Source organism: Pulveribacter suum, assembly GCF_003013695.1.
Lineage (GTDB): Bacteria > Pseudomonadota > Gammaproteobacteria > Burkholderiales > Burkholderiaceae_C > Melaminivora > Melaminivora suum.
Map to the genome: position 1 here is coordinate 2801611 of NZ_CP027792.1, position 13376 is coordinate 2814986.

Genomic DNA, 13376 nt, shown 5'->3' on the forward strand with positions numbered 1-13376 from the left:
CGAGGCAATCAATCAGTCAGTCGGAGGGGGCGAGAAAGCCGGCCAGCTCGGGCGGCAGCTCGGCGTGCAGCGTGACGCGTTCGCCGCTGGCAGGGTGCGCAAACTGTAGCCGCCAGGCGTGCAGGAACATGCGCTTGAGGCCTTGCCGGGGCAGGCGGCGGTTCAGGTCGAAGTCGCCGTACTTGTCGTCGCCTGCGATGCCGTGGCCGCTGCTGGCCAGGTGCACGCGGATCTGGTGCGTGCGCCCGGTCTTGATGGTCACCTCCAGCAGGCTCATGGCCGGCAGGCCCTGCAGGGGCCGAGCGGGCAGGTGGCTGCGCACCTTCACCAGCGTGAGCGCGTGCATGGCGTCCGGGTCATCGGCCGTGGTCACGCGCACCCGGCGCTCGCCGTCCTCCTGCAGGTACTTGTGCAGCGGGGTGTCGATGACTTTCTTCGCGGCGGGCCACTGGCCGGCCACCAGGGCCAGGTAGGTCTTGCCGGTCTCGCGGCCGCGAAACTGCTCCTGCAGGTGGGTCAGCGCGCTGCGCCGCTTGGCCACCAGCAGGATGCCGGAGGTGTCGCGGTCCAGCCGATGCACCAGCTCCAGAAACTTCGCCTGCGGCCGCGCCCGGCGCAGCTGCTCGATCACGCCGAAGCTCACGCCGCTGCCGCCGTGCACGGCCACGCCGGCCGGCTTGTCCAGGGCGATCAGGTGGTCGTCCTCCAGCAGGACGGGAAATTCGCGTGCCGGCGCGGCGCGCTCGCCCTCGGGCTGCGGGCGCTCGGCCACGCGCACGGGGGGCAGGCGCACCAGGTCGCCCTCGCCCACCCGGGCGTCAGCGCTGGTGCGGCCACGGTTCAGGCGCACCTCGCCGCTGCGGATGATGCGATAGACGTGGGTCTTGGGCACGCCCTTCAGGTGGCGCATGAGAAAGTTGTCCAGGCGCTGGCCGGCGGACTCGGCATCGACCTCGAGCATGCGTGCCGTCGGAGCGGGCGCTGGCTGGGGCGAGAAGCCGTGCGTGGCCGATTTGCCCCCTATAATCTGTTTCACCTGCGCGACGAAAATGTAAGTGGTTGATTTGTCTTGAGTTTAAGGGACAAAACCCGGCTCGCCGCGCAGTTTGGTCAATGCCAACGGGCTTTGTACGCGCCACTCGCAGGTCTATGCCATGCCTGCACCGGCCCGCACGCCGCCCGGCGGGCTGACACATCGAAACACTGAAACACGGAAATTCCAGGCCATCTCGCCCACCCCTCGCAGGGCCCGGCGGTTGGCGGATCAAAGCGAAATCATGTGGGTACTGTTGGCATGGATCGTGTCGATATGGCCGGGGCGCCAGCCCCTGCCGTGGACACAATTCAGGCCGCAAACGCCCGTCCGACAAGCGCCAGCAGCTCCGCTTTTCATAGCACCGCTGTGCGACTTGCGCCTCGCCCCCATCCACGCGCCCCCTCGTTCACGCCTGCGCAGCTGAAGCCTTCCCGCCGCGCAGAGCCGTGCAGCGTCCCGGCCTTTCCTTTGTTTCGATGCGTCCGCCCCGGCATTGTTGGCTCGTGTATGAGCCTGTGTGCTTGAGTGTGAGTCGATGCCGGCCCAGCGGCCGCCGCAGCCCTTCGATGGCAGATGCGGCGCGGCCTTCGTCCGGCAACGCATGGATTTGAATTACAAAGGAATCGCATCATGAAGCGGATGCTCATCAACGCCACGCAGCCCGAGGAACGGCGCCTGGCCATCGTGGACGGCCAGAAGCTGCTGGACTACGAAATCGAAATCGAAGGGCGCGAGCAGCGCAAGGGCAACATCTACAAGGCCGTGGTGACGCGCGTCGAGCCGTCGCTGGAAGCCTGTTTCGTGGACTACGGCGAGGACCGTCACGGCTTCCTGCCGTTCAAGGAAATCTCCAAGCAGTACTTTGCCGAGGGCGTCTCGGCCAGCCAGGCGCGCATCAGCGAGGTGATCCGCGAGGGCCAGGAGCTCATCGTCCAGGTCGAGAAGGAAGAGCGCGGCAACAAGGGCGCGGCGCTGACCACCTTCATCAGCCTGGCCGGCCGCTACGTGGTGCTGATGCCCAACAACCCGCGCGGTGGTGGCGTGTCGCGCCGCATCGAGGGCGAGGACCGCGCCGAGCTCAAAGAAGCGATGGACCAGCTCGAGTACCCCAAGGGCATGAGCATCATCGCGCGCACTGCCGGCATCGGCAGGAGCGCCCCCGAACTGCAGTGGGACCTGAACTACCTGCTCAAGCTGTGGCACGCCGTGGACGGCGCCGCCAAGGCCGGGCGCGGTGCCTTTCTGATCTACCAGGAATCGAGCCTGGTGATCCGCGCCATCCGCGACTATTTCAACAACGACATCGGCGACATCCTGATCGACACGGATGACATCTACGAGCAGGCGCAGCAGTTCATGGCGCACGTCATGCCCGAGCATGCTGCCCGCGTGAAGCGCTACCGTGACGATGCGCCGCTGTTCTCGCGCTTTCAGATCGAGCACCAGATCGAGTCGGCCTACTCGCGCACCGTGACCCTGCCCTCGGGCGGCGCCATCGTCATTGACCACACCGAGGCGCTGGTGTCCGTGGACGTGAACTCGGCGCGCGCCATCAAGGGCGGCGACATCGAGGAGACCGCCACCCGCACCAACCTGGAGGCCGCCGACGAAGTCGCGCGCCAGATGCGTTTGCGTGACCTGGGCGGCCTGATCGTCATCGACTTCATCGACATGGAAGAGTCGAAGAACCGCCGCGACGTGGAAAACCGCCTGCGCGACGCGCTGCGCCAGGACCGTGCCCGCGTGCAGTTCGGCGCCATCAGCAAGTTCGGCCTGCTGGAGATGAGCCGCCAGCGCCTGAAGCCCTCGCTGTCCGAAGGCGCGCACATCCGCTGCCCGCTGTGCGACGGCACCGGCCACGTGCGGGACACCGAAGGCTTCTCGCTGCAGATGCTGCGCATGATTCAGGAAGAGTCCATGAAGGACAACACGGCCGCCGTGCACTGCCAGGTGCCGGTGGAAGTGGCCAGCTTCCTCTTGAACGAAAAGCGCACCGAGGTCGCCAAGATCGAACTCAAGCAGCGCGTGTCCGTGGTGCTGATCCCCAACAAGACGCTGGAGACCCCGCACTACAGGCTCGAGCGCCTCAAGCACGACGACCCGCGCCTGGACGGGCTGGAAGCCAGCTACAAGCTGGCCGACGAGGCCGAGGAGCAAACGCGCATCACCCGTCGCTCGCAGGAGCCCACCAACAAGCAAACGCCCATCATCAAGGGCGTGCTGCCCGATGCTCCCGCCCCGGTGGCAGAGCCGCGCCCGCAAGCCGCTGGCCAGCCGCCGCGCGGCAACGGCGCCGGTCAGCAGCAGCCACGCGCCGCCGCCCCCGCGCCGGCCGCACGCCCGGCCCCGGCTGTGGCCCCGGCACCGGCGCCTGAGCAGGGCTTCTTTGCCTGGCTCAAGAGCCTGTTTGGCCTGGGTGCCACGGCCGCGGCCCCGGCCCCGGCCATGCAGCCCGCGCCCCAGCCCACCGCCCAGCCCGAAGGCAGCGCACGCGGCGATGGCCGCCGCAGCGGCGAACGCGGCCGTGGCGGGCGCGGTGGCCGTGGCGGCGAAGGCAGCCGCGACGGCAATGGCAATGGCAGCGCCCAGGGCAACGGCGAAGGCCGTGGCCGCCGCGGCGAAGGCCGCAGCAACGGCAGCGAAGGCCGGGGTCAGGCAGGCGAAGGCCGCGAGCTGCGCGAGCCGCGTGAGCCGCGTGAACCACGCAATGGCCGTGGCGGCCGCGAGCGCGGCGAGCAGCTCGAAGGCGAAGGCCGCCGCGAGCCGCGCGAAGGCCGCGGCAGCCGCGAGCGCGCACCCGCCCGCAGCGCCGCCCCGCAGGAAGGTGCGCTGGACACCTCCGCCCAGGCCCTGCCGCTGGACGACGCCGCCAACGCCCAGCGCGGTGAACGCGCAGCGCACAGCGACGAGCGCAATGGCGAACGCGGTGAACGCAGTGGCGAGCGCCGCAGCCGCCGCGGCGAGCGTGGCCCGCGCACCATCGACGCGAGCGCACCCGCCCCGGCCGCCGGCCAGGACTTCGTCGATACCGCGCCCCTGTCCGCCCTGCCCGACCTGGACCTGACGCCCCCGGCCGTCAGCGACGGCACGGCCCAGGAAGCCAGCGCGCCGGACGCGGCCGAGCCGCGCCGCGAGCGCCGTTCGCGCGACCGCTACGGCCGTGACCGCCGCGAACGCGGCGAGCGCACGCCGCGCACGGCCGATGCCGACGCTTCTGCCTCTGCCCCCGCCGAGCATGGCGAGGACGCCGAGGAGATGCTGGACATCGACCTCACCGCCTCCGGCACCGCGCCCCAGGGCAGCGAGCAGCCGGCGCGCCGCAGCTACTTTGCCGCCCCTGGGGCCGAAGAAGCCGCCGCGCCCGCCCCGCAAGCCGCCGCCGCCCGCGAGGCCCTGCCTGTGCCGGCACCGGCCGAAGACGTGGCGCTGCAAGCGCACCCAGCGGTTGTGGCCGAGGCTCCGGCTCCGGCTCCGGCTCCGGCTCCGGCGCCTGCTCCGGCGCCTGCTCCTGTTCCTGCGCCTTCGCCTGTAGCAGCGGTCCCGGCACCCGCGTCTTCCCCGGCACCGGCACCGGCCCCGGCTGCAGCCATCGCCCCGGCCGCCCCCAGCCCCGCGCCGCAGGCCCGGGCCTTCGTGCTGCCCGTGGACGACCTGGCCCAGATGGCCCAGGCCTCGGGCCTGCAGTGGGTGAACTCGGACGCGGACAAGATCGCCGCCGCCCAGGCCGCCATCGCCGCCGAGCCCGCCCCCGTGCACGTGCCGCGCGAGCGGCCCGACATGCCGGTGCAGGACGAAGGCCCGCTGGTGCTGGTGGAAACCCGCCGCGAACTGCGCGAACTGCAGCTGCCATTCGAGCAGCAGCAGGCCCCGCGCGCCTGAGCGCCAGCGGCCCGCAGGCGCGGGCCCGCCACCCCACCCCTTCCGCAAGAGGGGGTGGGGTTCTTCAAAAACCATAGCTGCCAGCGCTTGTCACACAAGGGCTGGAGGCCAATTTGGCTTCAAGTCCCCGAGCGCCGGCACGCCACCCACCGGAGGCCCCATGCTGCTTCTGCTCTCCCCCGCCAAGTCGCTGGACTACGACACGCCCCTGCCGGCCGGCCTGCCCCACACCCTGCCGCACTTCGAGGCCGAGACGCGCCAGCTCATCGACGTGCTGCGCACCAAGGCGCCGCAGGACATCGCCCAGCTGATGTCCATCAGCGACAAGCTGGCGGCGCTGAACGTGGCGCGCTATGCCGCCTGGGAGCCCCGGGCCAGCGCCGCCAACGCCCGCCAGGCCGTGATGGCCTTCGACGGCGACGTGTACGCCGGCCTGGATGCACCCACCCTCTCCCTGTCCGAGCTGCAATGGGCACAAACCCACCTGGCCATCCTGAGCGGCCTGTACGGCGTGCTGCGGCCGCTGGACTGGATGCAGCCCTACCGCCTGGAGATGGGCACGCGCCTGGCGACGGACGCGGGCGCCCACCTGTATGCCTTCTGGGGCACGCGCATCGCCCGGCATCTGGACGCACTGCTGGCCGGCCAGGGCGCGGCGGCGGCGCGCACGCCGGTGGTGGTCAACCTGGCCTCGCAGGAATACTTCAAGGCGGTGGACCGGCGCGCCCTGCAGGCACGCGTGGTCGAATGCGTGTTCGAGGACTGGCGCGCCGGGCAGTACAAGGTCATCAGCTTCTATGCCAAGCAGGCCCGCGGGCGGATGGCGCGCTGGGCCATCCAGCAGCGCGCGTCCACCCCGCGCCAGCTCGAGGGTTTTGCCGAGCAGGGCTATGCTTTTGATGCCGCCGCCTCTGCGCCGGATCGGCTGGTGTTTCGCCGCCGCCAGGACTGACAAGCGTCCGTCGTTGCCCAGGAAAACGTCCCGATGACCTCTGCCGACAGCCCCTCCACTGCCGCCGCCGATGCGGCGTCCGGACAACCCATCACCGCCGAGCTGCGCCGCTGGATCATCGAGCAGGCCGGCGCCGGCATCACGGCACCGGCGCTGATCGAGGCCATGCGCCAGTCCGGCTGGAACGAGGACGTGGCCATCGCCGCCGTCGAGCAGGTGCTGAGCGCCCATCTGCACGAGCACGCCGCCCGCCAGGACCAGGGCGCCGGCGTGCCCGTGCCCGGCCCGGCCCTGGACGACTCGCCCCTGTTCCTGGACGCCGGTGACCGCCAGGTGCAGGTGCTGATGCGCATGCAGCACCCGCGCATCGTGCTGCTGGGCGGCCTGCTGTCGCCCGAGGAGTGCGACGCGCTGGTGGCCGCCGCCCGCCCGCGCATGGCGCGCTCGCTGACCGTGGCCACCACCACCGGCGGCGACGAGGTCAACGACGACCGCACCAGCGACGGCATGTTCTTTCAGCGCGGCGAAAACGAGATCGTGCAGCGGCTGGAGGCGCGCATCGCCCGCCTGGTGCACTGGCCCGTCGAGCACGGCGAAGGCCTGCAGGTGCTGCACTACCGCCCCGGCGCCGAGTACAAGCCGCACTACGACTACTTCGACCCGGCCGAGCCCGGCACGCCCACCATCACCCGCCGCGGCGGCCAGCGCGTGGCCACCCTGGTCATCTACCTGAACGATCCGGCCAGGGGCGGCGGCACCACCTTTCCCGACGTGTCGCTGGAGATCGCACCCTGCCGTGGCAACGCCGTGTTCTTCAGCTACGACCGGCCCCACCCGAGCACCCGCACGCTGCACGGCGGCGCGCCGGTGATCGAGGGCGAAAAGTGGATCGCCACCAAGTGGCTGCGCGAGCGCGAATTCAACTGACCCCTACCAGGCTCCTTTCCATGACCTCCTCCCCGCGCGAATTCACGCTGCGCGGCGTCCTGCTGGGCGCCTTCATCACGCTGGCGTTCACCGCCGCCAACGTCTATCTGGGCCTGAAGGTGGGCCTGACCTTTGCCTCGGCCATCCCGGCCGCGGTGATCTCCATGGCACTTTTGTACCGCTTCCAGGATTCCAACATCCTGGAAAACAACCTGGTGCAGACCCAGGCCTCGGCGGCGGGCACGCTGTCGTCGGTCATCTTCGTGCTGCCGGCGCTGCTCATGCTGGGGCTGTGGTCGGGCTTTCCCTTCTGGCAGACGGCTTTGGTATGTGCCGCCGGCGGCACGCTGGGCGTGCTCTACACCGTGCCGCTGCGCCGCGTGATGGTGGTGCAGTCCACCCTGCCCTACCCCGAGGGCGTGGCCGCGGCCGAGGTGCTGCGCGTGGGCGAGGCGCAGCGCCACAAGGCCGATGGCCAGGCCGGCAGCGCCGGCCTGCGCAGCCTGGGCTGGGGCACCGGGCTGGCGGCGCTTTTCAGCCTGCTCAGCGGCGGGCTGCGCCTGCTGGGCGACGCGATGAACTTCTGGATTCCCGCCGGCGGCGTGGTGTTTCGCGTCGCGGCCGGCTTCTCGCCCGCCCTGCTGGCCGCCGGCTACCTGATGGGCGCGGCGGCCGGCGTGGCCACGCTGTTGGGCGTGGTGCTGTGCTGGGGCGTGGTGGTGCCCTGGCTGACGGCGCACGCCGTGCCGGCCGAGGGCCAGGCCCTGTCCGCCCTGGCCACCCAGCTGTGGGCGACCAAGGCGCGCTTTCTGGGCGCCGGCGTGATCGCCGTGGCCGCCCTGTGGACGGTGGCCACGCTGGTGCGCCCCATCGTGCGCGCCATTGCCCAGCAGCCTGCCCGCCGCGCCGCCGACGCAGCACCGGTCCAGGACGAGACCGACCGCGACATGCCGCGCAGCTGGATGCTGGCCATCGGCCTGGCGTCCCTGGCCGTGCTCTGGGGCGTGACCAACGATTTCCTGGCCCAGCACCTGGGCGAGCTGGCCAGCGGCGCACGCTGGACCCTGGCGGCGCTGTGCGTGCTGTTCGCCGCCGTCTTCGGCTTTCTGGTGGCTGCCGCCTGCGGCTACATGGCCGGACTGGTGGGCTCGTCGGCCAGCCCCATCTCGGGCATTGGCATCATCGCCACCATCCTGATGGGCCTGGCGCTGTTGGTGCTGGGCGCCGTGGTGCCGGCGTTCGCCACGAGCGTGGCGGGCCCGATGGGGGTGGCGCTGGTGCTGTTCATGGTCTCGGCCGTGCTGGCCATGGCCGCCATCTCCAACGACAACCTGCAGGACTTGAAGACCGGCTACCTGGTGGGCGCCACGCCCTGGCGCCAGCAGGTGGTGCTGATCATCGGCTGCCTAGTGGGTGCGGTGGTCATCCCGCCCGTGCTGGACCTGCTCTACAACGCCTACGGCTTCGCCGGCGCCCTGCCCCGGGCCGGCATGGACCCGGCGCACGCCCTGGCCGCGCCCCAGGCCACGCTGATGCAGCAGATCGCCAGCGGCATCTTCAACCATTCGCTGGACTGGACCATGCTGGGCCTGGGTGCGGCCGTGGGCGTGGCCGCCATCGCCGCCGACGTGCTGCTGCGCCGCAGCGGCCGGGCGCTGCCGCCGCTGGCCGTGGGCCTGGGCATCTATCTGCCACCCACCATCGGCGTGACGCTGGCCGTGGGTGCGGCGCTGGGCTGGCTGGTGCAGCGCGGCATCCGTGCCTGGGGCCAACAGCGGGGCACTGCCTGGGTGGCCGCCGCCGAGGAGCGCGGCCTGCTGCTGGCCTCGGGCCTGATCGTGGGCGAGAGCCTGATGGGTCTGCTGCTGGCCGCCCTCATCGGCTTCAGCGGCCAGGACGCGCCGCTGGCGCTGGTGGGCGAGGGCTTTGCGCCTGCCATGTGGCTGGGCCTTGCCTCGTTTGCCGCCCTGGCCCTGTTCTTCTACCGCAGCGTGCTGCGCCGCTGAGCGGCGCCGCTGCAAGCAAGGCATTTCATGCAGACCCCTGAACAATCGCAGCTCGGCCAGCACTCGGCCTATGCAGACCAGTACGACGCAAGCCTGCTGTTTCCCCTGCCGCGCAGCCCCAAGCGCATCGAACTCGGCCTGCAGGACGGCGCGGCGCCCTTCTTCGGCGCCGACCTGTGGACGGCCTACGAGCTGTCGTGGCTGAACGAGCGCGGCAAGCCGCAGGTGGCCCTCGCCCATCTCACCGTGCCGTGCGAGACGCCCCACCTCATCGAAAGCAAGTCGCTCAAGCTGTACCTCAACAGCTTCAACGGCACGCGCTTTGCCAGCCTGGACGCGGTGCGCGCGCGCATCCGCGCCGACCTGAGCGAGGCCGCCTGGCGCGGCTCGGGCCAGGCGGGCGGCGTGGGCGTGCGGCTGATCGAGCCCGGGCACTTCGACGCCCAGCAGGTGCGCGAGCTGGACGGCCTGCTGCTGGACCGCCTGGACCTGGACTGCACCCACTACACCCCCGCGCCCGAACTGCTGGCCGCCAACCACGACGAGGCGCCGGTGACGGAGACGCTGGTCAGCCACCTGCTCAAGAGCAACTGCCTGGTCACCGGTCAGCCCGACTGGGGGAGTGTGCAGATCGCCTACAGCGGCGCGCAGATCGACCAGGCCGGCCTGCTGCAGTACCTGGTGAGCTTTCGCAACCACAACGAGTTCCACGAGCAGTGCGTGGAGCGCATCTTCATGGACGTGTGGACGCGCTGCCGCCCCCTCAAGCTGAGCGTCTATGCCCGCTACACGCGCCGCGGCGGGCTGGACATCAACCCCTTTCGCACCAGCCACCCGCAGCCGCTGCCGGCCAACGTGCGCACGGCGCGGCAGTAGCGCGCCCGCCTTCCCGCCTGGCCCGGGGCGGCCCGCGCGCGGGCTAGAACAGCTCGGCGGTCACGCCCTGCGGCTGCGCCGCCAGCTCATGCTCGCGCACCAGCGCGCCCACGCGCACGCCCAGCAGGCGCAGGCGCTGCGACAGCGGCACGCGCTTGAGGCACAGGCCGGCCAGGCGGCGGATCGTGGCCGCGTCCTGGGTGTACTGCGCCGTGGTGTGGTCGCGCGTGACGATGCGAAAGTCGTCATAGCGCAGCTTGATGCCGATGGTCTTGCCGGCGTAGCCCTTGGCCGCCAGGTCGGCCGCCACCTGCTGGCACAGCGCGGTGAAGATGCGCGACAGCTCGGCGCGGTCGTGTACCGCGTGCAGGTCGCGCTCGAAGGTGGTCTCGCGGCTCATGGAGACGGGCTCGCTCTCGGTGACCACCGGCCGCTCGTCGCGGCCCCAGGCGGCGTCGTGCAGCCAGGCGCCATAGGCCCGGCCGAAGTGCGCCTGCAGCCAGGCACGCTCGCGCGCGGCCAGCTCGCCGATGGTGTGGATGCCGTGGCCCTTGAGCTTCGCGTCGGCCTTCGGTCCCACGCCGCCCACCTTGCGGCAGGCCAGCGGCCAGATCAGGGCCTGCAGGTCGCCCGGCTGCACGATGGAGATGCCGCGCGGCTTGTTGAACTCGCTGGCCATCTTGGCCAGCAGCTTGTTGGGCGCCACGCCGATGGAGCAGGTCAGCCCCGTGGCCTCGAAGATGCCCTGCTGGATCGTCCGCGCCAGGGCCAGGCCGCCCTCGTCCTGTCCGCCGGGGGCGTCGGTGAAGTCGATATAGACCTCGTCCACGCCCCGGTCCTCCATGACCGGCGCGTGCGCCCGGATGACCTCCTTGAAGCGGCGCGAAAAGCGCCGGTACTCGGCAAAGTCCACCGGCAGGCGGATGGCCTCGGGGCAGCGGTGGGCGTTCTTCATCAGGCCCATGGCCGAGCCCAAGCCGAAGGCGCGCGCCGGGTAGGTGGCGGTGGTGATCACGCCCCGGCCCACATAGCCGCCCAGCCGGTCGAAGGCCGCAAGCGGCACGGCATGCAGCCGCCCTGCGTACTGCCGGGCCAGGGCCTCGTCCTGCGTGCTGCGCCCGCCGCCGATGACCACCGGCAGCCCGGCCAGCTGCGGGTAGCGCAGCAGCTCCACGGATGCGTAGAACGCATCCATGTCCAGGTGGGCAATGCGGCGGGAGCGGTCGGCGGCGGTCACGGCCGGGCATTGTGGCGCGCCGCTCAAACCCCCTGCAGGCAGATCAGCACCAGCCCCACCAGCATCAGGCCCATGCCGATCTTCTCGGGCCGCGAGAACGACTCGCGAAGCAGGCGGCGCGACACCAGGTAGCTGAACGCCACCTCTACCATGCCCAGCGTGCGCACGGGCCCGGCGCCCTGCATGGCATAGGCCGTGAACCAGGCCAGCGACGCCGCCGCGCCCATGCTGCCGGCCACCAGCGACAGCCGCCAGGCCGGCCACAGGGGCGCCAGGCCGCGCTCCGTGCGCAGGGCCACCCAGGCGCCCAGGCCCACGGTCTGCAGCGCCTGGGCGATCAGCACGCCCCAGGCGCCGGACAGCCAGGGCGTCTCGGCCCCCAGGGCCAGCGCCGCGCCGCGAAAGCCCACCGTGGCGATGGCAAAGCAGGCGCCGCAGGCCAGGCCGTACAGCGCCGGGCGGCTGAACCACGCCGCCGCGCTCAGCAGCTGCCCGCGCGGCGGCAGCGACAGCATCAGCACGCCCAGCGTGGCAATCACCATGGCCGCCAGGGCCAGGGCCGTGGGCAGCTCGTGCAACAGCACACTGGCGAACAGGGCCACCTGCAGCACCTCGGTCTTGGACAGGGTGACGGCCACGGCGAAGTTGCGCTCCTTCATGGCCAGCAGCAGCGCCGCCGTGGCCATGACCTGGAAGAACGCGCCCAGCGCGATCCAGCCCAGGTAGGCGCCGCTGAAGTGCGGCACGGCCGGCGCCTGCTGCGGCACCCCGTACAGCAGCGCCAGCCAGGCCGCGGCGAACGGCAGGCCGTACAGAAAGCGCACCAGGGTGGCGGGCAGCGTGCCCAGCTCGGTCGTCAGCGAGCGCTGAGCGGTGTTGCGCACGGTCTGCGCCAGGGCGGCGAACAGCACCACGGGCACCCAGAGGCTGCCGGCGGCAAGCGAGGAAACATCCATGGCGGCAGTCATGTACACCCGAGCATATCGGCGCGCCGCACCGCCCGGGCCCGGCATCTGGCGAGGGCAGCAGCAGCGGCCGGCGATGGCCGGCTGCTAAGAACGTGTTCACGATCTCAGCGCGAGGGGTGAGGGATGCGAATCGGGATGCACTGCGAGGCGCAAACCGCAGCGATAGTGCGTGCTATCGCGAGGATTTGCAACGCTGCAGGGCGCCCGAGGTCGCGACCGCACACCCGCGCGGAGATTGTGAACACGTTCTAAGAATCAGCCCTGCTGCGGGGCCAGCGGGTAGGTGCCCGGCACCAGGATGCGCCGGTCCACGCTCTGGATGTGGGTGTGGCCGCAAAACGCCATGGACACATCCAGCTCCTTGTGGATCAGCTCCAGCGCCCGGGTCACGCCGGCCTCGCCGTAGGCGCCCAGGCCGTAGACCATGGCGCGGCCGATCATGGTGCCGCGCGCGCCCAGCGCCCAGGCTTTGAGCACGTCCTGGCCGCTGCGGATGCCGCCGTCCATCCAGACCTCCGTCTGGCTGCCCACGGCCTCCACGATCGCCGGCAGCGCATGGATGGAGGACGGCGCACCGTCCAGCTGGCGCCCGCCGTGGTTGCTGACCACGATGGCGTCGGCGCCGTGCTGCACGGCCAGCACCGCGTCCTCGACCTCCATGATCCCTTTGAGGATCAGCTTGCCGCCCCACTGCTCCTTGACCCAGGCCACGTCGGCCCAGGACAGGCGCGGGTCGAACTGCTCGTTGGTCCAGGACGCCAGCGACTTCATGTCCGACACGCCCTTCACATGCCCCACCAGGTTGCGGAAGGTGCGCCGCTGGGTGCCGGCCATGCCGAGGCACCAGCGCGGCTTGGTCATCAGGTTCACGATGTTGGCCAGCGTCGGGCGCGGCGGGGCGGACAGGCCGTTCTTGATGTCCTTGTGCCGCTGGCCGATGACCTGCAGGTCCAGCGTCAGCACCAGGGCGCTGCATTGGGCGTCCTTGGCGCGCTGGATCATGCGCGCCATGGATTCGCGGTCGCGCATCATGTACAGCTGGAACCAGAACGGCGCGCTGGTGTGCGTGGCGATGTCCTCGATGGAGCAGATGCTCATGGTGGACAGAGTGAAGGGGATGCCGAACTTTTCCGCCGCGCGCGCGGCGTGGATCTCGCCGTCGGCGTGCTGCATGCCGGTCAGGCCCACCGGAGCGATGGCCACCGGCATGCGCGCCGGCGTGCCCACCATGGCCGCGGCGGTGGTGCGGCCTTCCATGTTCACGGCCACGCGCTGGCGGAACTTGATGGGCGTGAAGTCGGTTTCGTTGGCGCGGTAGGTGGTCTCGGTCCACGAGCCGGAGTCGGCGTAGTCGTAGAACATGCGCGGCACGCGGCGCACGGCGACCTGGCGCAGGTCTTCGATGGTGGTGATTTTGGACAGGTCGGGCACGGCTCTTTCCTCGCGGGCTTTCAGGCGGTGGCAATGGTAGTCCCGGGCATCGCCGCGCTGCTTG

9 protein-coding genes are annotated in these 13376 nt (G+C 71.0%); 5 read left to right on the forward strand and 4 right to left on the reverse strand.

The annotated features are described in order from the left end of the window. Positions 1–16: 16 nt before the first annotated feature. On the reverse strand, positions 17–1036 hold the full coding sequence (locus C7H73_RS12800) for an RluA family pseudouridine synthase (RefSeq protein WP_405124764.1): 1020 nt from the start codon (positions 1034–1036) through the stop codon (positions 17–19). 630 nt (positions 1037–1666) lie between these two features. On the opposite strand from C7H73_RS12800, the gene C7H73_RS12805 reads away from it, so the two are divergent. The 5 genes from C7H73_RS12805 (at position 1667) to queF (ending at position 9676) form a co-directional block, all read left to right on the forward strand. Then, complete coding sequence (locus C7H73_RS12805) at positions 1667–4915, forward strand: Rne/Rng family ribonuclease (protein WP_106847001.1); 3249 nt, start codon at positions 1667–1669, stop codon at positions 4913–4915. Between the two features lie 160 nt (positions 4916–5075). Next, on the forward strand, positions 5076–5867 hold the full coding sequence (gene yaaA, locus C7H73_RS12810; RefSeq protein ID WP_106847002.1) for a peroxide stress protein YaaA: 792 nt from the start codon (positions 5076–5078) through the stop codon (positions 5865–5867). A gap of 33 nt (positions 5868–5900) precedes the next feature. Continuing rightward, positions 5901–6794 carry a 2OG-Fe(II) oxygenase gene (locus C7H73_RS12815; RefSeq protein ID WP_106847003.1) on the forward strand — a complete coding sequence of 298 codons (894 nt, stop codon included), beginning with the start codon at positions 5901–5903 and terminating at the stop codon, positions 6792–6794. Between the two features lie 20 nt (positions 6795–6814). Further along, entirely contained in the window at positions 6815–8800 is a 1986-nt protein-coding gene (locus C7H73_RS12820; protein WP_106847004.1) for an OPT family oligopeptide transporter, read from the forward strand. A gap of 27 nt (positions 8801–8827) precedes the next feature. Next, a complete protein-coding gene (queF, locus tag C7H73_RS12825) occupies positions 8828–9676 on the forward strand; it encodes an NADPH-dependent 7-cyano-7-deazaguanine reductase QueF (RefSeq protein WP_106847005.1) in 849 nt (282 codons plus the stop codon). A gap of 43 nt (positions 9677–9719) precedes the next feature. Here the strand turns inward: queF and C7H73_RS12830 are convergent, their stop codons facing one another. The 3 genes from C7H73_RS12830 to C7H73_RS12840 all read right to left on the reverse strand — a co-directional run bounded on the left by C7H73_RS12830 (position 9720) and on the right by C7H73_RS12840 (position 13312). Further along, entirely contained in the window at positions 9720–10871 is a 1152-nt protein-coding gene (locus tag C7H73_RS12830) for a Y-family DNA polymerase (protein ID WP_106847673.1), read from the reverse strand. Positions 10872–10936: 65 nt separating this feature from the next. Further along, positions 10937–11881: a DMT family transporter gene (locus C7H73_RS12835; RefSeq protein WP_106847006.1), complete on the reverse strand. Its 945-nt coding sequence runs from the start codon at positions 11879–11881 to the stop codon at positions 10937–10939. A gap of 255 nt (positions 11882–12136) precedes the next feature. Beyond that, on the reverse strand, positions 12137–13312 hold the full coding sequence (locus C7H73_RS12840; RefSeq protein WP_106847007.1) for an alpha-hydroxy acid oxidase: 1176 nt from the start codon (positions 13310–13312) through the stop codon (positions 12137–12139). Positions 13313–13376: the final 64 nt, after the last annotated feature.

Coding starts and splice junctions, on each gene's coding strand:
- C7H73_RS12805 (WP_106847001.1), top strand. CDS start 1,667: ATGAAGCGGATGCTCATCAACGCCACGCAGCCCGAGGAACGGCGCCTG.
- queF (WP_106847005.1), top strand. CDS start 8,828: ATGCAGACCCCTGAACAATCGCAGCTCGGCCAGCACTCGGCCTATGCA.
- C7H73_RS12835 (WP_106847006.1), bottom strand. CDS start 11,881: ATGACTGCCGCCATGGATGTTTCCTCGCTTGCCGCCGGCAGCCTCTGG.
- yaaA (WP_106847002.1), top strand. CDS start 5,076: ATGCTGCTTCTGCTCTCCCCCGCCAAGTCGCTGGACTACGACACGCCC.
- C7H73_RS12820 (WP_106847004.1), top strand. CDS start 6,815: ATGACCTCCTCCCCGCGCGAATTCACGCTGCGCGGCGTCCTGCTGGGC.
- C7H73_RS12815 (WP_106847003.1), top strand. CDS start 5,901: ATGACCTCTGCCGACAGCCCCTCCACTGCCGCCGCCGATGCGGCGTCC.
- C7H73_RS12830 (WP_106847673.1), bottom strand. CDS start 10,871: ATGGATGCGTTCTACGCATCCGTGGAGCTGCTGCGCTACCCGCAGCTG.